This window comes from Pseudomonadales bacterium (assembly GCA_024234615.1).
GTDB lineage: Bacteria > Pseudomonadota > Gammaproteobacteria > Pseudomonadales > IMCC2047 > JAJFKB01.
The window spans coordinates 210,955-235,733 of sequence record JACKNY010000001.1 but is presented as its reverse complement, the minus strand read 5'-3'; the positions used below and the strand labels follow the sequence as shown (position 1 = coordinate 235,733).

25 protein-coding genes and 1 tRNA gene are annotated in these 24,779 nt (G+C 47.2%); 9 read left to right on the top strand and 17 right to left on the bottom strand.

The window, feature by feature from the left end:
• Positions 1–6 precede the first annotated feature (6 nt).
• Positions 7–600 carry a carboxymuconolactone decarboxylase family protein gene (locus tag H6995_01105; GenBank protein MCP5213595.1) on the top strand — a complete coding sequence of 198 codons (594 nt, stop codon included), beginning with the start codon at positions 7–9 and terminating at the stop codon, positions 598–600.
• 49 nt (positions 601–649) lie between these two features.
• On the opposite strand, the gene H6995_01100 is transcribed toward H6995_01105, so the two are convergent.
• The 9 genes from H6995_01100 to murJ form a co-directional block, all read right to left on the bottom strand.
• Complete coding sequence (locus H6995_01100; GenBank protein ID MCP5213594.1) at positions 650–844, bottom strand: DUF2783 domain-containing protein; 195 nt, start codon at positions 842–844, stop codon at positions 650–652.
• On the bottom strand, positions 841–2,547 hold the full coding sequence (locus tag H6995_01095) for an FAD-dependent oxidoreductase (protein MCP5213593.1): 1,707 nt from the start codon (positions 2,545–2,547) through the stop codon (positions 841–843). Before H6995_01095 ends, H6995_01100 begins: the two co-directional genes overlap by 4 nt.
• Before the next feature lie 25 nt (positions 2,548–2,572).
• Entirely contained in the window at positions 2,573–3,544 is a 972-nt protein-coding gene (locus H6995_01090) for an MBL fold metallo-hydrolase (protein ID MCP5213592.1), read from the bottom strand.
• Positions 3,545–3,756: 212 nt separating this feature from the next.
• Positions 3,757–4,701 (bottom strand): 4-hydroxy-3-methylbut-2-enyl diphosphate reductase, encoded by a 945-nt coding sequence (gene ispH, locus H6995_01085; GenBank protein ID MCP5213591.1) that lies wholly within the window; start codon positions 4,699–4,701, stop codon positions 3,757–3,759.
• Between the two features lie 29 nt (positions 4,702–4,730).
• Entirely contained in the window at positions 4,731–5,168 is a 438-nt protein-coding gene (locus tag H6995_01080) for a peptidylprolyl isomerase (GenBank protein MCP5213590.1), read from the bottom strand.
• A gap of 3 nt (positions 5,169–5,171) precedes the next feature.
• On the bottom strand, positions 5,172–5,681 hold the full coding sequence (locus H6995_01075; GenBank protein MCP5213589.1) for a lipoprotein signal peptidase: 510 nt from the start codon (positions 5,679–5,681) through the stop codon (positions 5,172–5,174).
• Positions 5,682–5,709: 28 nt separating this feature from the next.
• The gene (gene ileS / locus H6995_01070) at positions 5,710–8,532 is read right to left on the bottom strand and encodes an isoleucine--tRNA ligase (GenBank protein ID MCP5213588.1); all 2,823 of its coding nucleotides are present in this window, start codon (positions 8,530–8,532) and stop codon (positions 5,710–5,712) included.
• Positions 8,533–8,601: 69 nt separating this feature from the next.
• Positions 8,602–9,558 (bottom strand): bifunctional riboflavin kinase/FAD synthetase, encoded by a 957-nt coding sequence (ribF, locus tag H6995_01065; GenBank protein ID MCP5213587.1) that lies wholly within the window; start codon positions 9,556–9,558, stop codon positions 8,602–8,604.
• A gap of 120 nt (positions 9,559–9,678) precedes the next feature.
• Entirely contained in the window at positions 9,679–11,247 is a 1,569-nt protein-coding gene (gene murJ, locus H6995_01060) for a murein biosynthesis integral membrane protein MurJ (GenBank protein MCP5213586.1), read from the bottom strand.
• A 253-nt stretch (positions 11,248–11,500) separates the two neighbouring features.
• Here murJ and rpsT point away from each other — a divergent pair, with 253 nt between their 5' ends.
• The gene (rpsT, locus tag H6995_01055; protein MCP5213585.1) at positions 11,501–11,767 is read left to right on the top strand and encodes a 30S ribosomal protein S20; all 267 of its coding nucleotides are present in this window, start codon (positions 11,501–11,503) and stop codon (positions 11,765–11,767) included.
• 75 nt (positions 11,768–11,842) lie between these two features.
• Here the strand turns inward: rpsT and H6995_01050 are convergent, their stop codons facing one another.
• From H6995_01050 to rplU, 4 genes are all read right to left on the bottom strand, one after another.
• The gene (locus H6995_01050) at positions 11,843–12,979 is read right to left on the bottom strand and encodes a glutamate 5-kinase (GenBank protein MCP5213584.1); all 1,137 of its coding nucleotides are present in this window, start codon (positions 12,977–12,979) and stop codon (positions 11,843–11,845) included.
• Between the two features lie 37 nt (positions 12,980–13,016).
• The gene (gene obgE / locus H6995_01045) at positions 13,017–14,210 is read right to left on the bottom strand and encodes a GTPase ObgE (GenBank protein MCP5213583.1); all 1,194 of its coding nucleotides are present in this window, start codon (positions 14,208–14,210) and stop codon (positions 13,017–13,019) included.
• A 116-nt stretch (positions 14,211–14,326) separates the two neighbouring features.
• Positions 14,327–14,587, bottom strand: a complete 261-nt coding sequence (gene rpmA, locus H6995_01040; GenBank protein MCP5213582.1) for a 50S ribosomal protein L27 — start codon at positions 14,585–14,587, stop codon at positions 14,327–14,329.
• Positions 14,588–14,589: 2 nt separating this feature from the next.
• Positions 14,590–14,946 carry a 50S ribosomal protein L21 gene (gene rplU, locus H6995_01035; GenBank protein MCP5213581.1) on the bottom strand — a complete coding sequence of 119 codons (357 nt, stop codon included), beginning with the start codon at positions 14,944–14,946 and terminating at the stop codon, positions 14,590–14,592.
• A gap of 304 nt (positions 14,947–15,250) precedes the next feature.
• Here rplU and H6995_01030 point away from each other — a divergent pair, with 304 nt between their 5' ends.
• Entirely contained in the window at positions 15,251–16,222 is a 972-nt protein-coding gene (locus tag H6995_01030; protein ID MCP5213580.1) for a polyprenyl synthetase family protein, read from the top strand.
• Positions 16,223–16,243: 21 nt separating this feature from the next.
• A tRNA-Pro gene (locus H6995_01025) sits at positions 16,244–16,320 on the top strand.
• A 162-nt stretch (positions 16,321–16,482) separates the two neighbouring features.
• On the opposite strand, the gene rpmG is transcribed toward H6995_01025, so the two are convergent.
• From rpmG to radC, 3 genes are all read right to left on the bottom strand, one after another.
• A complete protein-coding gene (rpmG, locus tag H6995_01020; protein MCP5213579.1) occupies positions 16,483–16,638 on the bottom strand; it encodes a 50S ribosomal protein L33 in 156 nt (51 codons plus the stop codon).
• A gap of 46 nt (positions 16,639–16,684) precedes the next feature.
• The gene (gene rpmB / locus H6995_01015; protein MCP5213578.1) at positions 16,685–16,915 is read right to left on the bottom strand and encodes a 50S ribosomal protein L28; all 231 of its coding nucleotides are present in this window, start codon (positions 16,913–16,915) and stop codon (positions 16,685–16,687) included.
• 160 nt (positions 16,916–17,075) lie between these two features.
• Positions 17,076–17,750, bottom strand: coding sequence for a DNA repair protein RadC (gene radC, locus H6995_01010; GenBank protein ID MCP5213577.1), 675 nt, complete (start codon positions 17,748–17,750; stop codon positions 17,076–17,078).
• A 194-nt stretch (positions 17,751–17,944) separates the two neighbouring features.
• On the opposite strand from radC, the gene coaBC reads away from it, so the two are divergent.
• The 5 genes from coaBC to slmA all read left to right on the top strand — a co-directional run bounded on the left by coaBC (position 17,945) and on the right by slmA (position 23,951).
• Positions 17,945–19,174, top strand: a complete 1,230-nt coding sequence (coaBC, locus tag H6995_01005) for a bifunctional phosphopantothenoylcysteine decarboxylase/phosphopantothenate--cysteine ligase CoaBC (GenBank protein ID MCP5213576.1) — start codon at positions 17,945–17,947, stop codon at positions 19,172–19,174.
• Positions 19,155–19,610, top strand: coding sequence for a dUTP diphosphatase (dut, locus tag H6995_01000; GenBank protein ID MCP5213575.1), 456 nt, complete (start codon positions 19,155–19,157; stop codon positions 19,608–19,610). The genes coaBC and dut overlap by 20 nt, the downstream gene beginning before the upstream one ends.
• A 50-nt stretch (positions 19,611–19,660) precedes the next feature.
• The gene (locus H6995_00995) at positions 19,661–22,273 is read left to right on the top strand and encodes a phosphomannomutase/phosphoglucomutase (GenBank protein MCP5213574.1); all 2,613 of its coding nucleotides are present in this window, start codon (positions 19,661–19,663) and stop codon (positions 22,271–22,273) included.
• 60 nt (positions 22,274–22,333) lie between these two features.
• Entirely contained in the window at positions 22,334–23,233 is a 900-nt protein-coding gene (gene argB / locus H6995_00990) for an acetylglutamate kinase (protein MCP5213573.1), read from the top strand.
• Between the two features lie 100 nt (positions 23,234–23,333).
• Positions 23,334–23,951 (top strand): nucleoid occlusion factor SlmA, encoded by a 618-nt coding sequence (gene slmA, locus H6995_00985; protein MCP5213572.1) that lies wholly within the window; start codon positions 23,334–23,336, stop codon positions 23,949–23,951.
• Positions 23,952–24,021: 70 nt separating this feature from the next.
• On the opposite strand, the gene H6995_00980 is transcribed toward slmA, so the two are convergent.
• A complete protein-coding gene (locus tag H6995_00980; protein MCP5213571.1) occupies positions 24,022–24,657 on the bottom strand; it encodes a hypothetical protein in 636 nt (211 codons plus the stop codon).
• Positions 24,658–24,779: the final 122 nt, after the last annotated feature.

Genomic DNA, 24,779 nt, shown 5'->3' with positions numbered 1-24,779 from the left:
CCCCTTATGCCACATATGAAACCGTTAGAACTCAATCAGATTGAAGATGACGAGCTGTTGAAGATGCTCGCCCATTATGAAAAAACGCGAGGATTTATCCCCAATAGCGTAAAAACCATGTCGCGACGACCCAATATCGCCAAGCGTTTTGCCGCTTTGAATCAGGCTATCCTCTACGAAGGTACAGTTTCCGAAGAATTAAAAATGCTAATTAGCCTGGTTTCCAGCGTCGCCTCTGGGTGCCGCTACTGTCAATCGCACATGGCAAACCTTGCTAGCATTTACCAAGCATCAGATGCCAAAATTGCTGCCGTATGGGAATTTGAAAGCAGTGATCTATTTTCAGATGCGGAACGAGCAGCGTTAAGACTGGCGCTACATGCGGGCTATTTGCCGAATGAAGCAAGCCAGCAAGATTTTGATCATCTAGCGAAATATTTTGATGAAGGACAGGTGGTCGAAATCGTTGCGTCAATTGCTCTGTTTGGCTACCTCAACCGCTGGAATGACACCATGGCAACTCAGCTTGAGGAATACCCCAGTAAAGTGGCCGAACGTACTATTGGCTCTCAGGGTTGGGAAGCGGGGAAACACCGTTAACGATCACCCCGTAGATCACAAAATAAATCTACGGAGCTTTCGGGCAACACTATTCTTCTTCCGTCGCGATTCTCATCGCTTCCAATAGCGTTTCCTGATCACCAATTTGATTAGCTAATAATAAAATCAATCGTACGTTGATCCGTTCGCTTGCCTCGGCGTCTCGGTCACGATGCAAATCGGTTAACGCCGCATAGAACGAGTCTGGATCGCTAAAATTAGGATTTACATTTAATAAGCTCACGAAGCATTCTCCAACTCAAACCCCAGCGCCCGCCGTAGTGCGGCCGCCACTCGATCCGCTTGTAAGGTTCGCCAGCGTGCACAAACATGCTGGTCAGGACGAAATAAGTAAACACTGCCCGGCATTAATTGATAACGCTCTCGAATAAGACCGAGAGAATCCTTAATTACCTTGTCTTTATCACCAAGGCATCGCGCAATATTTACCGGCGCATCCACCAACAACAGATCCACCTCCAAACGAGTGTCTTGTAAACTGGTAATAGCTTGCTGCAATTGGCTACATTGCCGTTCGTCCACATTTGCGCCAATCATACAAACAAAACGATTGCCTAAGCACTCAAGCAACCACTGCTCGCCGCTGGTGCTTTCGATAGCCGCATCAGTGGCAGCGGAACCGGGACACATCTTAGCCGCAAACTCATCCACGTCCTGAGTATTTAAGGGAGAATTTTCGTATATACAGGGCATCGACAGTCGGCCACTATTCACCAAGCTACGCGCAAAAGGATAGCGTGCTGCCAATTTAAGCGTTTCATTCCTGAAGGTTTTACTGATTTTATTTTTGGGTGTCATAAAGTCAGTGGCGCGGCTTGAGTTCAGGATATTTTCCTTGGCACCATGTTGACGTTCGGTATTATAGGTTGCCAGCAGTTTGTCTGGCGCCTCCTGTTTGAGCACCTTGGCCAATTTCCATGACAAATTCTCAACACCTTGAATACCTCCATTGGCTCCGCGTGCGCCAAAAGGTGAGACCTGATGAGCAGCATCACCAATAAAAAAGGCTCGATGGTGAATAAAGCAATCCATCATACGACATCGAAAGGTATAGACACTACTCCATTCCAGCTCAAACTCGACATCCTTACCTAACATAGCTTGAATGCGCGGTAGAATTTTTTCCGGCGTATTTTCCACTTCCGGGTCGGCATCCCAACCCAGCTGAAAATCGATTCGCCAGACATTGTCCGCTTGCCGATGCAGAAGGGTGGATTGGCCACTATGAAAAGGTGGGTTAAACCAGAACCGGCGCTGTGTCGGCAGTTGTGCTTCCATAACCACATCAGCGATGAGAAAACGATCTTCAAACACTTGGCCTTTACTTTCCAAACCTAGTTGAGTGCGTATTGGGCTATTTGCGCCGTCCGCCACTAATAGGTAATCGCAGGTCATACGGTAAACGCCGTCCTGCGTTTCCACCTCCACCTGAGCACCATAGTCGTCAGTTTCTACTTTGCTGACCTTATGCAGCCAGCGCAAATCGATGCTGTCAAATTGCTGGCATCGATTTACCATATACTCTTCAAAATAGTATTGCTGCAGATTAATAAAGGCCGGCATTTTATGATGTTCTTCCGGCAATAGATTGAACTCATAGATCAATCCGTCGCCATTAAACACCTTACCTAAATTCCAGGTAACGCCCTTTTCTACCATCGGCGTGGCGCAACCGTAACGATCACAAATTTCCAATGTTCGCTTGGAAAAGCAAATCGCCCGAGAACCCACGCTGACGGTATTGTTATCGTCCAATACCACTGCAGCAATTCCCTGCAACGCCAGCTCCAGTGCAGCAGACAAGCCCGCCGGACCAGCGCCGACAATAATCACTGGGTGATGTGTCGGCGTGGCTGCGTCCTGGTCGGGACTATGCTGATAGCTATATACCGGATTGGTATAGGTTTTTGGTGATGCAAAGCCCATCGAATAATCCTCTCACCAATACCGACTAACTTTCTAATTCAGCCACCGCCGCCTGTAATGAATGCCATAACTCTTTGTCCCGTTCAGCCGTCCAGATTCTTGGATCAGCGTATTCACCCGCTTCATCAAAACAACGAGCAATATCAAAGGGAATACTGTGCTCGAAGATCACTAGATGACCATAATCTCTCTGCATTTGGCGGTAGGTTTCCACATAAACATCGGTAAGATTTTTACCCGCTGCACGTCCGGCTTTGACGGCATTAAACATATCGCTGACAAACTGACGCGTACCATCAATAGCTTCTTTACAACCCTCAGCCGTCTGTAATGCCTCGCCTCTGCCAGGAACTAATTTTTCAGGACCCATCGCCAACATATTCTCCAGTGTGGTGGGCCAATCTTTGTGATAGGCGTCACCCGTATAGGGCGTAGCTCCGTATTCCACCAAATCACCAGAGAATAAAACTTTATCCTTTGGCAACCACACAATGGTATCGCCTTTGGTGTGACCACGACCGATCTGCATGATCTTCACTTCCAAAGACCCCAGCCAGAAAGTAATTTCTTTCTCAAATACAATATTCGGCCAAGTTAACCCTGGCACCGTATCCAAGCCTTTAAAAAGTCGTGGGAAACGACCGACTTCGGAATCGAAGTCCTGCTGTCCACGCTCGACCAGCATGTCGTAGGTATCTTTGCTGGCAATAATATTTTGTGGCTTATAGGCCGAGGCACCTAGCACGCGTACTGCATGATAATGCGTCATCACTACATGTTTAATCGGCTTGTCAGTCACTTCCCGAATCTTGGCGATAACGTCCTGCGCCATTACTGGCGTAGCTTGTGTATCAATCACCATTACGGAATCATCACCGATGACAACACCAGTGTTGGGGTCGCCCTCTGCGGTATAAGCATAGGCGTTTTCAGATAATTTAATGAAAGATTTTTTCTTATCTTCCATATCTCCGTGTGATGCAAATTGCTTAGCCATTATATTCCTGCTCCTAATTGTTTTGAGATTAACCAGATGTAATATAGTTACATATGAAACCATATTATTGAAATTAAGGCAAGCAAAAAGAAGACTCAAACCCTAATGAGAAACATTTAAAGATGAACAGGCGGATATTTTTGAATAGTACGGGCAGGCAAAACACTTGCTCTAGCTGCTGCTAAGACGGCATAAAATAGCGAATGGATTAATTAATGATCGAGAATACGTAATTCTTTCGGCAAAGAAAACTGTATATTTTCTGGCTTTCCCTCTAGCTCACTGGGCAGCTGCACACCCCAAGACTGCAATTTTTGAATCACTCTATCCACCAGTATTTCCGGTGCCGAAGCGCCTGCAGTTAAGCCGATACAATTTTTCCCTTTCAACCAGGCTTGTTCGATGTCATCAGCGCCATTAACCAGATGCGCCTCGGCACCCTGGCGCTCAGCCAACTCACGCAGGCGATTTGAATTAGAGCTATTGACTGAGCCGACTACTAAAATAAGGTCACAGTCCCGCGCCAACTGTTTTACCGCATCCTGACGATTTTGGGTAGCGTAACAAATATCATCTTTTCGCGGCCCCTGAATTTTTGGGAAAGCCCTACGCAGAGCGTCAATGATGTTGGCGGTATCATCCACCGAGAGCGTAGTCTGCGTGACATAGGCTAAACGATCTGGATTTTTTACAACTAATGCCGCAACGTCTTCAACCCGTTCAACCAGATAGACATCCCCTCCGAAGGAATGATCATACTGCCCCATCGTTCCTTCAACTTCGGGATGTCCAGCGTGCCCGATCAAAATACATTCTTGTCCATCACGGCTGTATTTGGCGACTTCCATATGCACCTTGGTTACCAAAGGACAGGTCGCATCAAATACTTTTAAACCACGTGTCTTCGCTTCTTGTTGTACCGCCAGGGAAACGCCGTGGGCACTAAAAATCACTAGGCATCCATCAGGAACCTGTGATAGCTCATCAACAAAAATCGCTCCCTTTTCGCGTAATCCATCGACGACAAAACGGTTATGTACCACTTCGTGGCGCACATAGACCGGTGCACCAAATATTTCCAACGCACGATTAACAATTTCTATCGCTCGATCGACTCCGGCACAGAAGCCGCGGGGGTTAGCAAGTTTTAACTGCATTTTGATTTCATCGGCTCAATTAACAAAAACTATACCGGAGTAACTTCAAGAATATGGACATTAAAAAGTAAATCCTTCCCCGCCAGAGGATGATTAAAGTCGACTTCAACGGTATCACCCTCAATCCCGGTAATAGTCCCTGGTAGCTCCGAATGATTAGCGTCAGCAAAGGACAGCATCAACCCAAGCTGCAAATCCATATCCGCATCGAAGTCCTGTCTTGATAGATATTGGACATTATTCGGATTGGGCATCCCAAAGCCCTGTTCAGGCTTAATGGCTATTACCTTTTTATCCCCAGCGGATAGGCCATAAAGTGCCTGTTCAAATCCCGGCAGCAGGTTGCCGTCACCGACCCTAAAGGTTGCCGGAGCTTTATCAAAGTTAGAGTCAACCACTCCCGCATCGACTATCTCAATCGAAAAATGTAAAGTCACCTGTCTATCTGGACCTATTGAATAGCTCATCTTTTATCTACCATTAGGTTGTTTCTTTTTACTCTGCATCAGGGAATCAATAATTAACAATACAGCTCCGACGCTGATCGCTGAATCGGCAATATTAAAAGCGGGGAAATAATGTTGTTGATAGTGTACTGAAATAAAGTCGATCACATAGCCCAAAGTAACACGGTCATAGAGATTACCCAACGCCCCCCCCAAAATCATTGCCAAAGCAATAGCCAACAGGGTTTCCGATGGTTTCAACCGTTTAATCCAAATCACCAACAGCAAACTAACAGCGGCGGCTAATATCGCAAACACCCAGCGTTGCCACCCCCCCGCATCCGCCAAAAAACTAAACGCTGCACCTTTATTGTAAAGTAGCGTTAAATCGAACACGGGAAGTACAGTGGCAGCCTGGGCATAAGAAAGGTACTCGTCCGCCAAATACTTGGATACTTGATCTAAGACGACGATCAGTAGACTTAACCCGAGCCAGATGAGTTGTCCCCATCGCTGCTTGCCTGTCGGACTCATACTCATGCAACCTGATCCCGCAAGTAGCTTATGCATAACGGCGCGATTCGCCGTCACCGAAAGCATTATTAACACAGCGTCCACACAACTCAGGATGTTCTTGATCGATACCCACATCTTCACGTCTATGCCAGCAGCGCCCACACTTCTTATGGCTCGAAGGAACGACAGCCACCCGCAAACCAGAAACCTCCGTTTGTTGCGCCGACATTGTTTTGTCTTCCAGTAACGCTTCCGCTTTAGAAGTAATCAGGACAAAACGTAATTCGTTTTCTAATTGCGCCAACGTTTGTTGCAATTCATCCGAGCAATAGAGTGTCACCTCCGCATCCAGACTTGAGCCAATTGCGCCAGACGCACGAGCAGCTTCCAACTCTTTATTCACCGCCGCTTTTACCTGCATCATCTGCTGCCAGCTTTGACGCCCTTGCGATGCGACAAGGTGCTGAGAGCCTAAAGCCTCATACCAATGCGCCACAAATACCGGATTAGTTCTGTCACCAGGCATATAACCCCAGATTTCATCGGCGGTAAAACTCATAATCGGCGTAATCCAACGCACAAAAGCTTCACACAGATGATACAAAGCCGTTTGCGCCGAACGTCGAGGTAAGCCGCCAGTTTTCGCCGTATAAAGCCGGTCTTTGATAATATCCAGATAAAAACCACCCATGTCGGTTACACAGAAATTGTGTAGCTTTTGGTAGATATGATGGAACTGGAAATTGTCGTATGCAGCGATAATTTCACTTTGCAGTTGTGCTGCCCGATCTAATGCCCAGCGATCCAATGCCAACATATCTTGAACCGGAACTAAATTCGCATCCGGATCAAAATCATCCAATCCAGATAAGAAAAACCGCGCTGTATTACGAATACGCCGGTAGGAATCTGCCGTGCGTTTGAGGATTTCATCCGACACACTCATTTCACCGCTAAAATCCGTCGCCGCTACCCAGAGACGCAAAATATCGGCTCCCAGATCATTCGCTACTTTTTGCGGCGAAATCACATTACCCAACGATTTCGACATCTTTTTACCAGCAGCGTCAACCGTAAATCCATGAGTCAAAACGGCCTTATAAGGCGCGTTACCATTGATAGCGACGGCGGTTTTTAAAGAAGATTGGAACCAACCGCGATGCTGGTCAGAACCCTCCAAATAAAGATCCGCCGGATAGTGCAGCACCTTGTTGCGATTGAGTACGGCGTAGTGGGTCACGCCGGAATCGAACCACACGTCCAATGTATCAGTCACCTTGCTATAGTGTTCAGCTTCGTCACCCAACAATTCGGCAGCATCCAGATCAAACCAGGCATCAATGCCCTCAAGCTCCACCTTTTGTGCTACCTGCTCAATTAATTGGGATGTATTTGGATGTAAATCCTGAGTGTCCTTGTGTACAAACAGCGCTATAGGTACACCCCAGGTACGCTGCCGTGAGATACACCAATCGGGGCTGCTGTCGAGCATGGCCTCAATCCTTGCTTGGCCCCATTCCGGCACCCACTTCACACCCTTGACAGCCTGTTTCACATCGCCCATTAGCTGATTTTTAGTCATGCTAACAAACCACTGCGGTGTGGCTCGATAGATAAGCGGCGTTTTCGTACGCCAGCAGTGCGGAAAACTGTGGGTAATTTTTGCTTGCGCCAACAAACGTCCATGCTCTTCAAGCACGGTTACCACTTTCTCATCAACCTTATAAACATGATCGCCCGCAAACAGCTCTGTTCGTTCGCGGAACAAACCGTTATCGTCCACTAGGTTAAGCGTTCCGATGTTATATTTTTGGCCGACCACAAAATCGTCGACACCGTGATCAGGAGCGGTATGCACCGCGCCAGTGCCAGCTTCTGTGGTCACATGCTCACCAAGAATAATCGGTACTTGCCGATCATAAAACGGATGCGCCAATAGCAAGCCTTCGAGCACTTGGCCTTGGCAACGGCCAACTATTTCAAACTCTTCAGTGCCATAACGCTGCAACGCTGATTGGTATAATTTTTCCGCCAACAATAAACGTTGCTTTGCAACGCCTTCTGGTGGCTGGCATTCGACCAATACATATTCAAGATCAGGATGTAACGATACGGCCTGATTGGAAGGCAGGGTCCAGGGGGTCGTCGTCCAAATCACCACAGAAATCGAGCCCGTGCCAGCCGCACCGCCCATCGCTGCTAGAAAAGCCTCCTGATCAACTACCGGAAAACCCACATCGATTGAATAGGACACTTTATCCTGGTACTCAACCTCTGCCTCAGCCAAAGCGGAGGCGCCGACCACACTCCAATACACAGGCTTAAAGCCGCGCTGCAAATGGCCGTTCGCGACAATCTTGCCAAGTGCTCGAATAATATCTGCTTCGAACGGAAAATTCATGGTGAGATAAGGATTTTCCCAATCACCAAATACTCCCATACGAATAAAGTCTTTGCGCTGCCCATCCACCTGCTTGGTTGCATATTCGCGGCATTTACGACGAAAGGTTTTGTGGTCAACCTTAACACCGGCTTTGCCAATCTTGGTCTCGACCTTGTGTTCAATCGGCAGACCGTGACAGTCCCAGCCGGGCACATAGGGGGCATCATAACCACCCAGCGTTTTTGACTTAACAATAATATCCTTCAACACCTTATTCACGGCATGACCAATATGAATATCACCATTGGCATAGGGAGGACCGTCATGCAGCACATATTTTTCGCAGCCTGCACGAGCTTGGCGAATCTGCTGATAGGTATTTTCCTGCTGCCAGCGCTTGAGGATATCCGGTTCGCGCTGTGCCAGATTTGCCTTCATCGGGAAAGCGGTTTTGGGCAAATTTAACGTTTGTTTATAATCAGTCATTTCTCTTCAAAACTTATTATCTAAATACATAAATTGGTTTCTTGGGCTCGCTATCACTAACGAGTAGGTCTAAATTAGCCCAAAATGTTTTTTTGCCGCTTCTATATCCAACAATATCTGCTGCTTAAGCAGCTCTACATTATCGAACTTTCTCTCATCCCTGATCTTATGCCTAAAAATAACGCGAATACGTTCGCCGTAGATCGCATGGTCAAAATCAAAAATGTGGCTTTCCAGCATTGGCTGCTCGCCGTCAACAGTTGGTCGCAATCCGACGTTAGCAACACCTTGCCATAATTTAATCCCACCAAACCGCTCAAGCCCCGCGACCTGCACTGCATAGACACCTTGCAACGGTGCTTTTTTACCTTTAAGCGACAGGTTGGCGGTGGGAATACCAATAGTTCGCCCTATTTGGCGACCATACATCACCCGCCCCGACATGCTATAAGGCCTACCCAACAATTGTTCCGCTAAGGAAAAATCACCGTCTTCCAAGGCCACGCGAATCCGCGTACTACTGACACGGTGGTTATCCCACACCAGCGTGTCGTTTTTGGAAACACTAAAACCGTGCCTAACACCAGCTTCGCGCAGCAATTCAAAATCGCCACTTTGTTTGTAACCAAAGCGAAAATCATCCCCAACGATTAAGGCCTGAACACCCAGGCTGTTGACCAGAATTTGCTCTATGAACTGATTGGCGGGCATATTGCGCAACGCCTCATTAAAATGCAGGCAGACTACGGAGTCAATCGAGTTACCTAAAATCAGAGCTACTTTTTCATGAAAAGGTGTTAAACGCGCTGGTGCACCACTACCGGCAAAAAACTCCATCGGCTGTGGTTCAAAAATAAGCACGCGTGTTGGCAAACCCAATTCATCCGCTTTCTGTTTGAGCTGACGCAAAATCATCTGGTGGCCGCAATGAACACCATCAAAATTGCCGGTGGTCACCACATATCTTCGATCGGGATTTTTACGTTGCTGCGCGACTAGGTTATGTAACCCGCGTATAAGTTCCATAAATAACACTGAGTGATAAATTTTGGATTATATATCACCGGACCAAGGGGTAACATGGATGATATTGAATGAATTCAGTATTTTACTGAAATATGGGCGCTTTTACGCACCAATTTCTTATTAATGTCGAAAATGGCGAAATCGAACCCCACTTAATAGCAGAGCTGCAAAATACAGAGCAACCCCCAATAGACAGAGCAGGCCCAAATGCCAAGCACGCACCCACCAATCCCACGTCAGCCAAATATTGGTTGGCTCCACAAACCAAAGGACTCCTGAAACTAATACCGCATTGGAGAAAAGTAAGCGCAAGACCAGCAGTTTCCAACCCGGCTGTACACGATACAATCCTAACCGATATAACCCGGCAAATAACAATCCCGCGTTAAGAAAAGACGACAGGGATGTCGCCAACGCCAAGCCTGCGTGTTGTAAAGGCCAAACTAATATAAGATTCAAAACCATATTGGTCACCATCGCCCAAATTGCAATACGAACCGGTGTTTTGGTGTCCTGCCGCGAAAAATAACCTGGCGCCAACACCTTAATCAGCATAAAGGCGAACAAACCAAAGGAGTAAGCGCGCAAGCTCATGGCCGCCATGGCGACATCGCGTTCAGTCATCGCGCCATACTGAAACAGCGTGATAATCAGTGGCTCCGCCAGAATAAACAGCGCCAGCGCCGCCGGCACGCCAATCAAACAAACCGAACGTAGCGCCCAATCCAAAGTCTGAATGAATTTTTCGGTTGACTGGCTCGAATGCAGACGCGACAAACTCGGCAAAATTACCGTCGCAATAGCGATTCCAAACACCCCCAGCGGCAATTCGACTAAGCGGTCGGAATAGTAAAGCCAGGAGACACTGCCGGTTTGCAAAAACGACGCCAGCAGCGTATCTAGCAGCAGGTTAATCTGACTTACCGATACGCCAAATATGGCTGGCAACATTAGTATTAATATTTTTTTCACCCCTTCATGCTGGCGATTTATTCTAGGTCTCGGTGACAAATGCAACTGTGCGAGGAAGGGTAGCTGGAACAAGAGCTGAGCCACCCCGGCAATCAACACACCCCAACCAAGCGCCATCACAGGCTCTTTCAGGTTCGGCGCCAAAAATAACGCGGCACAAATCAATGCAATATTCAGCAGCACTGGCGTAAAGGCTGGCACCCCGAATCGACCATAACTATTGAGAATCGATCCGCCAAATGCCGTCAGAGATATAAAGAAGAGATAGGGAAAGGTAATTCTTAACAGGTCGGTGGTGAGCGCAAACTTCTCTTCGTACTGAATAAAACCCGGTGCAAATACCAACGCAATCACTGGTGCGGCCACCACTGCAATGCCCGTTAACAGGGCTAAAGTTAGACCCAGCGTACCCGCCACATGGTCAACCAGATCCTTAACCGCCCGATGTTCTCGCTGAGTTTTATACTCCGACAAAACCGGCACAAAAGCCTGCGCAAAGGCACCTTCGGCGAACAAACGGCGGAGAAAATTGGGGATTTTAAAGGCGACAAAAAAGGCATCGGCACTGGCCGAAGCACCTATAAAATTAGCAATAACGACATCGCGTAGCAGGCCCAGGATACGTGACAGCATAGTATAACTGCCAACCACACCCGTTGATTTTAGGTGAGAAGGGCTTTTTTTATCGGAATCTGGCGACGGCTCAGCGGGATGCATTCAATCGTTTCTGGAATTTTATTGTTGACGCATCATAGTCTGCATCCCCCACAAATTCCAATATTAGCGGGTGGAATTACGCTGATCTCATCCGCGACGGTTTACGCACGCGGTTCTCCCAGCAACCCAAGGCATATAGAGGCGGAAAAAAATTGACAATTTGAGTTCGAACAGGCATAGTTCCGCGTCCTAAATTTCAACCAAATTATTTTGGTAACCCTTTGTTACCATTTACAACCCAAGGAGCCGAAAAGTGGCAAACAACCCTGGATCTAAAAAACGCGCACGTCAAGCCGTCAAGCGCAACGAGCACAATGCCAGCTTGCGTTCCATGGTGCGTACCTATGTTAAAAAAGTTATCGCTGCCATCCAATCTGGCGATTATGACACTGCACAAGCAGCCTATAATGCGGCCGTGCCTAAAGTTGACTCCATGGCGAACAAGGGCATTATCAAAAAGAACAAAGCTGCCCGCTGGAAAAGCCGCCTCAATACGAGAGTGAAAGCGCTTAAGGCTTAGCTTCTTACTGACTGTAAGGCATAAAAAAAACCGGATCCAATCCGGTTTTTTTTATGCCTGCAAAATATAGATGTTTTATAACAGAACTAAATTATCTCGGTGAATCAGTTCCGGCTCACTCACATAACCAAGAATTGCTTCAATTTGCCCACTGGGCTTACCCATAATTTTTCTCGAATCCTCAGCATCGTAGTTAATTAAGCCGCGCGCAATCGCATTACCATCAAGACCTTCGCAAGTGACCATGTCGCCACGCGAAAAATCACCATAGACCGCTTTGACGCCAACCGGCAATAGGCTTCGCCCTTGACCAATCAGCACATCTACCGCACCCTGATCCAACACTATGCGACCACGAGCCTGCAAATGGCCAGCCAACCAACGTTTGCGAGCGACTAAAGGCTCCAGGTCAGGTATCAATAAAGTGCCGAGTTGTTCGCCTTGATGCAACCGCTCTAAAACCTGTTGTTGTCGCCCACTGGTAATGAGTGTCCCTGTACCGGAGCGCGATGCCAAGCGTGCCGCATTCAACTTCGTTGACATGCCGCCTCGACCTACCCGCCCCATGCCACCACTCACCATCTCATCCAACGTACGATCACTGGCGAAAGCTTGCGAAATAATCGGGGCCTCTGGATTTTGACGAGGATCGCTTTGATGCAAGCCCATCTGGTCAGTGAGTATGATCAGTAGATCCGCCTCTACCAAGTTGGCAACCAGCGCACCCAAAGAATCATTATCACCAAAACGTATCTCGTCGGTGACGACCGTGTCATTCTCGTTAATCACCGGCACCGCCCCAAGTTTGAGCAGCTCCTTAATCGTACTACGCGCATTCAAGTAACGCTGGCGATTGGAAAGGTCATCATGGGTTAGCAATATTTGTGCGGTATGGGTTTGATAGCGCTGAAAATTCGATTCATACGCCTGAATCAGGCCCATTTGACCCACCGCCGCTGCCGCTTGTAAACGGTGCAATTCATGTGGGCGTTGACGCATATTTAGGCGCGACATGCCTTCAGCGATGGAGCCGGAAGAAACTAAAACAATATCTATACCTTGCTTGCGCAGAGCGGAGATTTGATCTACCCAGGCGGCAATCGCCGCTTGATCTAAGCCAGCGCCATCTGCCGTGAGTAGCGCACTGCCAATTTTAACCACCCATCGTTTCGCTTGGGACACTCGGCCCCACGCATTATCTAGTCCCGACAATTAAAAACCCCCGCGCTAATCCCTGATGAAGTGATCATCAAGACACATAGAAAACCTCAGCCTCGCCATCATCGTCTTCGTCGTCATCATCTGAATCCCGCTCTGCTCGTTTCTGGGCGCGTAACTCATGGTAAGCGCGTATACACAAGCGAGCTTCTTTTTCCATCTTTGCCTTAATTGCCTGCTCTTTTTCAGCGGACTCTGGATCTTCAGTCTCTTTTCTATTGCGCTGCTCGATATAGTCCATAATTGCACCGCTTAATTCCTGCGTACCCTGTTTCTGAATCGCCGACACTTTGAATACAGGACCGTCCCAAGATAACTGCTCTAATAAAGCGTTACATCGATCTTCGCGCTCCTCGGCCGGAATTAAATCAAGCTTATTCAACACCAGCCAGCGGTCTCGCTGAGCCAAAGTCGGACTAAATTTTTCTAGCTCATTTGCAATACTACGTACCGCTTGCACCGGATCAGATTCATCAAGTGGCGCCATATCAACCATATGCAACAACAAGCGGGTACGTGCAACATGTCTTAAAAACTGAAATCCTAATCCAGCCCCTTCAGAAGCGCCTTCGATAAGCCCAGGAATATCTGCAATCACGAAACTACGATGCTTTTCGACGCTAACCACACCTAGATTTGGCACCAAGGTAGTAAAGGGATAATCCGCCACTTTAGGCCTTGCCGCAGAAACTGCTCTAATCAAAGTGGACTTACCCGCATTCGGCATACCCAACAAACCCACATCCGCGATAACTTTCAGCTCTAATTTGAGTTGGCGAGATTCGCCAAGTGTGCCATCGCTGGTTTGCCGTGGAGTTCGATTCACACTCGACTTAAAACGCGCGTTACCCAAACCATGGAACCCGCCTTTAGCAATAACAAATTGCTGCCCAACCGTCGTCATATCAACCAATAATTCCAATGTATCCTTATCGATTACCGAGGTACCCACCGGAATCTGCAGCACTAAATTTGCTCCGCCGGCTCCTGTACAGTTTCGACCACGACCATTTTGGCCTGACTCCGCGCTGTAACGTGGTTGATAGCGAAAATCCACTAAGGTATTAATAGCATCGCTAGCTTCCAGAATAACCGAACCACCGTCACCACCATCACCACCGTCGGGGCCACCCTTGGGTCGATACTTTTCACGCAAAAAACTGAGACAGCCATTACCGCCTTTGCCTGCTTCTACGGTGATGTTCGCTTCATCAATAAATTTCATAATTTTAGTGTAACCTGTAATAGCGCCAAAATCAGCTTGATCTCATGTTGACCAAAAGCTCATAACAGTCAAAAAAAAACCCCGCGATGCGGGGCTTTTTCTAATGCTGATTTTCGCTAAGCACTCGCTTCAATACTGACAAATCGTCGATTGTTGGGACCCTTAACTTCAAATTTCACCAATCCATCTTTTAATGCAAACAGGGTATGGTCTCGACCACAGCCTACATTGCTTCCCGGATGGAATTTAGTTCCACGCTGACGAACTATAATACTACCTGCCGTCACTAACTGGCTACCATAACGTTTGACACCAAGGCGTTTCGATTCCGAATCGCGACCGTTACGGGTACTACCACCTGCCTTCTTGTGAGCCATGACTAATCCTCGCTTTCTGCTTCTGCTTTCTTCTTACGGGTTGCTGTACCAAACTTGATGCCAGTGATTTTAATTTCCGTAAACCACTGACGATGGCCCATATGCTTTAAATGATGCTTACGACGTCTGAACTTGATGATATTCACCTTGTCCGCGCGACCGTGAGAAACAATCTCTGCGCTCACCTTACTACCCGCTACAAAAGGCTCACCAATTTTAACCTGATCGCCTTCGCCTACCATCAATACTTCATCGAAATCTAAAACCGAACCAGTCTCAAGGTCGAGCTTTTCCACCTTAAGGGTTTCGCCTTCTTGGACACGATGTTGTTTGCCACCACTTTTAATTACTGCGTACATAACCTTACTCCGAAATTCTGCTCGTCCTATTGTACCCGTAGCGCCCAAACCCAAAGTCCGAAGCGAAAAAGCCTGTTGTAATTCTGATATCAGGGACGAGGTCAACAGGGGGCGCAATTTTACGGCATCGATTGCCTCCAATCAAGCGTAAAACCATAAATAAAACAGGATATTGTCGGAAATTTTGCGCCGCCCCAAAATAAGCAGTGATTATAGTCCATAATAAGGCTATTCGTCAGGCTTGATATTGACAGCCAAAGCCTTGCCACCTAGTATTCATGCCCTAATTTGCTGGCTTTAACCTATGGATTCGAAACCAATTTTTTCGATGGTTGCAGCCGATTTTGAGGCAGTCAATCAGTTAATTCTTGGCCAGCTTCACTCGGATGTTCAGCTTGTCGAGACCATCAGTCAATACCTCGTGGACGGCGGCGGTAAACGCATTCGTCCGCTGTTAGTATTGCTAGCCGCCAATTGCTGCGGCTATCAAGGCAGCAATCATTCCTTGTTAGCTGCTATTATTGAATTCCTACATACCGCAACCCTATTGCATGATGATGTGGTCGACACCTCCGAATTACGACGCGGTCGCTCCACCGCCAATGCCGTTTGGGGTAACGCCCCCAGCGTACTGGTTGGCGACTTCCTCTATTCACGCGCCTTTCAAATGATGGTCGAACTGGGCGACATGCGTATTATGTCAATCCTGGCTCACAGTACTAACCAAATTTCCGAAGGTGAGGTGCGGCAGCTCGCCAATGTGCGTAATGCTGAACTTACCCAGCAGGAATACCGCGATGTCATTAAGGCAAAAACTGCGATACTCTTCGAGGCCTCATCCTATACTGCAGCGGTATTAAGCCAGGTCGACAACCGACAAGAGCAGGCACTTAAAGATTATGGCCTGCATTTGGGCATGACTTTCCAACTTATTGATGACGTCCTCGATTACGAGGGCGATGCCAAGAAAATGGGTAAAAATGTCGGGGATGACCTTGCGGAAGGCAAAGTAACGCTGCCTTTAATTTACACCATGGAAAACAGCAACGAAACCGAACTAAAACTAATACGCGACACAATTACCAATGGTAATTCCACCGCTGCTGAACAAGAAATTATAGCTCTGGTTAATGCCTGCGGCGCCATCGACTTCGCCAAAGAGCAAGCACAACTAGAAGCTCAGCAGGCCGTTCTTCAATTGGAAACTCTTCCTAATAACCAATACCGCGACGCGCTGGAAAATCTGGTCGCGTTGGCTGTCAATCGAAATAATTAATGTGTAAAATCCGCACCGAGTCGGAGTGTGGCGCAGCCTGGTAGCGCACCTCGTTCGGGACGAGGGGGTCGGAGGTTCAAATCCTCTCACTCCGACCAATTAAATCAAACTACTGTCTTACAGCGACTTTCTGTGGCGCTCAGCCCATTCTGAACAATTAGTTACCCAATAATAGAAAAATCTATCTCACTGTAACCAGCTAAACTGACAGGCATAAAAAAGCCCAGACATCGCTGGGCTTTCAAAATAGGCGATTGTGCTTATTTTATTTTAGCTTCTTTATAAAGCACATGCTTACGAACCACTGGATCATATTTTTTGATTTCCATCTTATCGGGCATGTTACGCTTATTTTTGGTAGTGGTATAAAAATGCCCAGTACCTTCAGATGAAACCAATTTAATTTTTTCGCGCATCTTTTAATTCCTTAAAATTTTCGTACCGGCAATATAGATATTTAGCTTATGCTTTGCGAGCGCGGATATCGGACAATACTTTCTCAATACCCTGCTTATCAATAATTCTCATACCTTTAGAAGATACTCGCAGCTTGACGAATCGCTTCTCTGATTCAACCCAAAATCGATGCATATGCAGGTTTGGCAAAAACCGACGGCGCGTCTTGTTGTGTGCATGTGATACGTTATTTCCAGTAACCGGACGCTTTCCGGTAACCTGACATACTTTAGACATTGTTACGTCCTTAACTTAATTAAATCTTTTAATACGTCGCCTAATGTTCATTGGGCAACCGCAAAGGGGACGCATTTATACCAGAACAGTCAATGGTTGACAAGCCATACCTAGACTTTTTCGAGCCGTGAAGAAGCTGCTCCTGCATCAGAGTTGCAATTCATATCAACCCACGCTCAGCAAAGGAAATAACCTCCCCATCCCCAACTATCATATGGTCAAGTACTCGCACATCCACCAGCTCTAGCGCCGACTGTATGCCCCGCGTGATCGTTTGATCGGCTCTGCTCGGCTCCGCCACTCCGGAGGGGTGGTTGTGCGCCAAAATGACTGCAGCCGCATTGTGCTTTAATGCGGTCTTCACCAATTCACGTGGATAGACGCTAGCACCATCCACAGTACCAAAGAAGTGCGTATGAAAATGGATCAGTCGATGCTGACTATCCAAATAAAGGCACGCAAATACTTCCTGCTGGTAGGCACGCATAGTGACGGATAGAAATTCTCTGGTTACATCGGGGCTGGTGATTTCGACTCCGTTCTGCATACGTTCAGCCAAATGGCGGTGAGCCATTTCCAAGATCGCTTGCAATTGCGCATACTTGGCTAACCCCAAACCAGGTTGCGCGGAGAAGCTTTGAAAGTCAGCCTCTAAAATCCCTCTCAGACCACCAAAAGATAGTAATAAACGGCGAGCTAAGTCAACTGCAGTTAACCCTGGTATCCCAGTACGGAGAAAAATGGCAAGCAACTCCGCATCTGAGAGGGCCGCTGCACCAGCCTTGATTAATTTTTCTCGGGGCCTCTCGGCTTCTGGCCATTCCCTAATTGCCATAGTCACATCCTTGTCATAGTGATTATCTTATTTAACCTGTTTATTATTTAACCTTTGCTGAACACTTATCCTTTCTCTGCATTCAAGCTCCGCTTGGCGACCTTGAAAAAGCCGATAATGCATTGCCGGGCCTGTTATCCAATCCAAAGCAATGGTATCTTAATCCATTCATTCAATAACACCATAATTTCTCGATGCACCGTCTCACTAACAAACAGATTTTACTCGGCATTACTGGCGGCATTGCCGCCTACAAAAGCGCAGAACTATCACGTCTCCTAATAGATGCCGGCGCTACTGTTCGCGTAGTAATGACGCAGGCTGCACAAGAATTTATTACACCCCTAACGATGCAAGCGCTAACTGGAAATCCGGTTCACACCAAGCTGCTTGACCCCAGCACTGAGGCGGGCATGGGGCATATCGAGCTGGCGCGCTGGGCGGATATTATTTTGATCGCCCCCGCCAGCGCAAATTTTATGGCGCGATTAGCACAGGGACGAGGTGATGATCTATTAACAACCCTGTGCTTGGCATCGAGAGCGCCGATTGCTTTAGCTCCAGCTATGAATCAAGCAATGTGGCAAGATGTCAACACTCAACGCAACCTAAGGAGACTGCAGGAAGACGGCAAAATTATCATGGGGCCTGGGCACGGAGCACAAGCTTGTGGTGATGTTGGCCCCGGAAGGATGTTGGAACCTGCTGAATTACTAAGACTAACCGCCAATCAATTTGAACAATATGCATTGAGCGGTAAACACCTAGTGATCACCGCAGGACCGACACGCGAAGCAATCGACCCAGTTCGATACATTACCAATAATAGCTCTGGAAAAATGGGTTATGCGCTCGCTGAAGCCGCTGTTGAGGCTGGCGCAAAAGTAACGCTGATCAGTGGGCCAGTATCGCTATCACCACCACCAAGGGTAAAGCTAGAAGCCGTTATTAGTGCGCAGCAGATGTATGAGTCGGCACTACGCTTGGCTCCAGTCTGCGATATCTTTATTGCTTCAGCGGCAGTTGCCGATTATAGCCCATTGCGTGTTGCTCCTCAGAAAATAAAAAGCTCTCCTGACACTATGAGGATTGAGCTGAAGAAGACATTGGATATCGTAGCGGCGGTAGCGGCGATACCGGACAAACCCTATACAGTGGGATTTGCCGCAGAAACCCAGGATTTGATTAGCTACGCTCAAAATAAATTAAAAAACAAGAAGCTTGATATGATTGTGGCAAACGACGTTTCTACCAAGGGTATCGGCTTTGACAGCGATGATAACGCGGTCACGCTGATTTGGCCGGAGCGTAGCATCAATCTAGAACAATCATCCAAACGCCAAATTGCGCGCCAAATAATTACCGCTATTTCCCAACAAATCAACCTCACAAAAAAAATAAACTATGCAAAAACTTCAGATTAAAATTCTCGATCCCCGTATTGGCAATGAAATACCCCTACCAGAATATGCAACGCAAGGCTCCGCCGGGCTCGACTTACGCGCCTGCATTGATCAGGACATAGCACTCGCGCCAGGGCAAACGCTATTAATTCCGACCGGACTAGCAATCTACCTACAAGACCCGCAATACGCAGCCATGCTACTACCTCGATCCGGCCTCGGACATAAACATGGCATCGTCTTGGGTAATTTGGTAGGTTTAATCGATTCGGATTATCAAGGACAATTAATGGTTTCTTGTTGGAATCGTGGAGAAGCAAGCTACACTATAAAGGTTGGCGAACGCATCGCCCAAATGATCATTGTCCCGGTTATCCAAGCTCAGTTTGAAGTGGTAGAAGAATTTATTTCTACTGAGCGGGCCGATGGAGGCTTCGGCCATACTGGAGGGCACTAATTTATTAGCATATCGACTATGCACAAACAGCTTTAGGGTAGGGGGATAACTTGTCAAAAACAAAAACTGCGGCATCACCCAACGACGCCCGCAAGGCGATTGAACCCGATCAGAGTTTGTTCAAGTTTAGCTTTTTCAGCTTGCTTGGTTCGGTGGCGGCACTCGCTGTTACTGCCTTTTTACTATTTACGCTGGTTATTAATGGCAGTAACAAGCAACTTACCGCAACTTTTTTTCAATCCTATGCGCAAACCTATACGAATTATTTCAACCAGAAGCTTGCGCAGCTACAACATCAGTTAGCGCACATCTCGACGCAAACAGAACTCGCAAAGGTATTACAGCAACAGAATCTTCAAGCAATTGCCGATGCTGAAAAAGTTATTACCGCTAATATTCCTGACCTCATTAAGGTCAAACTGTTACCCTATAGCGGCGCCAGCCTGAACCGGGAAAAATATCAACTTAGTTTTCGGGAAGTGGATATGGTTAACCGTGCCGAACAGGGTGACGAGGTCTCGGCAGAATCTCACTCCTATGAAGGCGAGACAGTAATTCGCATGGTGCAGGCGGTTAAAACCCTTAAAAAAGATACGATTGCAGGTGTAATACTGGCTACTTATCACCTGAATGCACTCCAAAATCAATTAAATAACTTTGACACCAGCAACGGCGCTATGCGCTTGGAACAAGTATTTCGCGGCAGTGAACCGCAAACACTGATTCACCTCGGTGCCAGCTTTAACCCCAATGAGCCCATTCTTGACCTAAAGCTTGATGCCCCGCACCTGCGCGTGCAATTTCAACCTTCTACCAAATTGGCGCAAGCCAATAGCCTTTCCAACCTCTCCTTCTGGCTACCTCTGGCTTTTGCTTTGATTGGCGTAACTCTAAGTATCCTATTCTCATATTTAAAACTCAGAACAAGCGTCCGCAGTGATGCCATTAGTTTGATTAATTATTCTCGCGCCCTCATCAATGGCGAAGAAGAAGCCACGCCCAAATTTTCCCTGAGCCTGTTCCACAGTATGGCTCGTACGCTGGCAAATACTGAGCACGACAAAGCACTAGACAATGAAATTGCTAAACCCGTAGCAGCTGAAAATTTTGCTGACTCTCAGGCAGTGCCGGCTGACGCGATGGAAGTTGACGAGTTGCTGGATACTGAGCTGGAAGATGAGGACATTCTCGACCTTGATTTAGATACCTTGGTAAACCCTTCTACGGTCAGAAATGACATCACCTTAAGCGAGGAGAATACGACTGATAATCAACCCGCCATTTCCCCGCGAGAAATTTCCGCCAGTATATTCCGCGCCTATGACATTCGTGGCATCGTCGATGAAACTTTGGATACCGATGTCGCCTACCGCCTGGGCCAGGCAGTGGGAACCGTAGCGAAAATCAAAGGCAATGACTCTGTCGTAGTCGGCGCTGACGGGCGTTTATCCAGCCCGGAATTATGTGCCGCGCTGGTCCGAGGACTGCGTGATAGTGGTAGCGATGTGATTAATATTGGAACCGTGCCCACTCCAATGGTTTACTTCGCGACCAATGTCACTGAAGCTAAGTCAGGCATTATGATTACCGGCAGTCATAATCCGTCAAATTACAACGGCTTTAAAATTGTGGTTGATGGCAACACCTTGGCTGGCCAAGAAATTCAATCTCTGCGTCAAATGATCGAAAGAAATCAGTTTAACTCTGGCAACGGAGCCTTGGATGATTTGGATATCCTGGGCAATTATATCGAACAAATCACCAGCGATATTGCAATTGGCAAACCATTAAAGGTCGTACTCGACTGCGGTAATGGTGTTGCTGGCGTAGTTGCGCCAAAACTGATCGAGGCCTTGGGCTGCGAAGTAATCCCCCTTTACTGCGAAATAGACGGTCGATTTCCGAATCATCATCCTGATCCGGGCAAACCAGAAAACCTCAAGGATTTAATCGACACCGTGTTAGCTCAGCAGGCTGATATCGGCTTGGCCTTTGACGGTGATGGTGACCGCCTGGGAGTGGTTACTAATCGCGGCAATATCATCTGGCCAGATCGATTAATGATGCTGTTTGCTAAAGACGTCGCCTCGCGCAATCCCGGTGCTGATATCATTTTCGACGTTAAGTGTTCTCGACGCTTAGCCGGCCTGATTAGTAATTACGGCGGGCGGCCCATCATGTGGAAAACGGGGCATTCTCTGATTAAGGCCAAAATGCGAGAAACCGGAGCCTTGCTTGCGGGCGAAATGAGCGGTCACATATTTTTTAAAGAACGCTGGTTTGGGTTTGACGATGGCATCTACAGCGCAGCCCGACTATTGGAAATTCTTGGGCTCGACGAAAGAGATGCTGACACCCTTTTTGAGGCATTTCCAGACGATATCAGCACGCCGGAGATTAATATTAAAGTGACGGACGAAAGCAAATTCGATATCGTGTCTCAACTACAACAGGAAGCGAATTTTGCTGACGCCGAAGTAATAACCATTGACGGCATCCGCGCCGACTTTGACAATGGCTGGGGTCTGGTGCGGGCCTCCAATACCACACCCGTTTTGGTACTGCGTTTCGGCGCAGACGATGAGGCTGCCCTGGCGCAGATACAAAGCCGATTTAAACAAGCATTACTCGCCGTGGCTCCTGATCTCAAGATTCCTTTTTAACGATAGACTTACGAGAATTATTGGCCATGTGACTTTGGCTAACTTTGAATTAAGGTAAAAATGTCCGACCCTAATGAATTACAACTAATCCCCAGAGTTCTCCTGGAAGCGCTACCCTATATTCAACGCTTTAGTGGCAAAACTATCGTGATCAAATACGGCGGCAACGCCATGATCGATAAAGAGCTCAAAAACAGCTTTGCCCGAGATATTGTCCTGCTCAAGCATGTCGGCATCAACCCTGTTGTGGTACATGGTGGCGGGCCTCAAATTGGCTCCTATTTACAAAAACTTAATATCGAATCACATTTTTTTGATGGTATGCGCGTCACCGATAGTGAAACCATGGATGTGGTGGAGATGGTATTAGGGGGCCTCGTCAATAAGGAAATTGTTAATCTGATGAATCAGAACGGCGGCAAAGCGGTGGGACTAACCGGTAAAGATGGCCATTTTATTAAAGCTAGAAAACTGCAAGTTACTCGTAAAACCCCCGAAATGGAGGCCTCTGAAATAGTGGATATCGGACATGTCGGAGAAGTTACCTGTATTAATTCAAGCGTGGTGGATATGTTGGTGAACAGTGATTTCATTCCTGTTATCGCACCGATTGGCGTCGGAGAAGATGGTGTTTCCTACAACATCAATGCTGATCTAGTGGCTGGCAAAGTTGCCGAGCAGCTTAAGGCTGAAAAATTAATTTTACTGACAAATACCGCAGGGCTACTGGATAAATCGGGTAAAGTGTTGACGGGGCTAGACCCCGAGCAAGTGAAAGCGCTTATTGCGGACGGCACTATTTACGGCGGCATGTTGCCTAAAATACGTTGCGCTTTGGACGCAGTAGCTGGCGGAGTCACCAGCAGCCACATTATAGATGGGCGTGTTCCTCACGCGACTTTACTGGAGATTCTTACCGACAAGGGTATAGGCACTCTCATCACCCATCAGCAACAATAAATAAGTTTCTCTTTTAATAAGCATACTCGGCTGACAGATCAGCGTCTGCCGAGTAAGATTATGCAGTCCAAAGAATAAATCTGGTGTTTCGAAATCACTTATGACAAAAGCTAAAACATCACGCCGAGAAATCATTTTGCAAACGCTAGCACAGATGCTGGAATCACACCCAGGCCAGAGGGTGACGACAGCGGCGTTGGCACAACAGGTAGGAGTATCCGAAGCCGCTCTCTACCGACATTTTCCCAGCAAGACCAAAATGTTTGAGGCGCTGATAGAATTTGTCGAAGACACCCTTTTTTCACGCATTAGAATTATTTTAAATGAAGAAAATGCAGCCGCTGCGCGCTGTGAAAGAATGCTTTCTCTTATTGTTAACTTTGCGGCAAAAAATCCTGGCCTATGCCGACTACTCACGGGAGATGCATTAACTGGTGAAAATGAACGCTTGCGCGCACGCACGTCACAGGTTTTTGAGCGTTTGGAAACACAACTGAAACAGATTTTACGACAAGCGGAAGTACAGGAAAATCTCGTTGTTTCTCAATCAGTTACCGCTACAGCAAACCTACTACTCGCTTGGGTAGAGGGCAGAATTATTCAATTTGTGAGAAGTGGCTTCAAACAGGCGCCAAACGAAATGTGGCCTGAGCAATGGCGGTTAATTTCTGCTGATTTATTTAGTCAGGAAAAGTTTGCGTATTTAACTGAGTCATAACCTAACCACGAGCTGGTTGCACGTTACCTGAGTATTCTGACTCCAAAAAAATCGTCTGCTGCAATATAAATCACTTGCTTTTTGCTGACTGAGTTGCGATCGGTTCGTCGCCAAACAATAAATAACCCAACCGCTTAATGTCCTGCTCAAACGCTTGACGCACTTGTTCCTTCTCCTTCTTTTTCAGTTCTATCGCTTGCTCCGCATCACTTATTTTTTCTTCCAGCGTTTTTAACGTATCCAAAATTTCCTTGGGTATGTCACGATTGGTTCGCTCTAGTTCCGCTGCCTGAGCCTGTAGGTTAGCCACCTTCTTTTTGTACGAAAGAATGTTGGCTTCCTGAATATTCATAAAATTATCAAATTCTAAAAGCTTGCGTTCACGCACACGCTCGACATCTTCTATCGAGCTATAGAACCTTAATAACGCTTCATCCTTAGAGCGTTGCATTTCAGTTTGGTGTCTGATCTCGGCTTCACGCAGCAATTCTTTTGAGCGCTCGTCTAAAACTTTTTTCGGTAATACCACCTCAACTACGCGACCTTGGTCATTCAGCATTTCGTAGCCGTTTTCAACAAACTGCGGTGGAATTGAATAGCCGATATGCGTGATCCCGGTATTATCTCGATAGCGATAACTGAATCCCGCCGACCACACCGGCTGTAACATCAGGAAAAGTAACGTGACTGTGACAAAATATTTCAATTTGGCACCTGGCATATTAGGTTATTTTACATCTACAAAGATCACATTGCTTGTGGGAGCACCCCTACAAAACTTTGGCTTTGCTTTCAAAGGTTAGTTCAAATTAATCATACAGGCAAAAC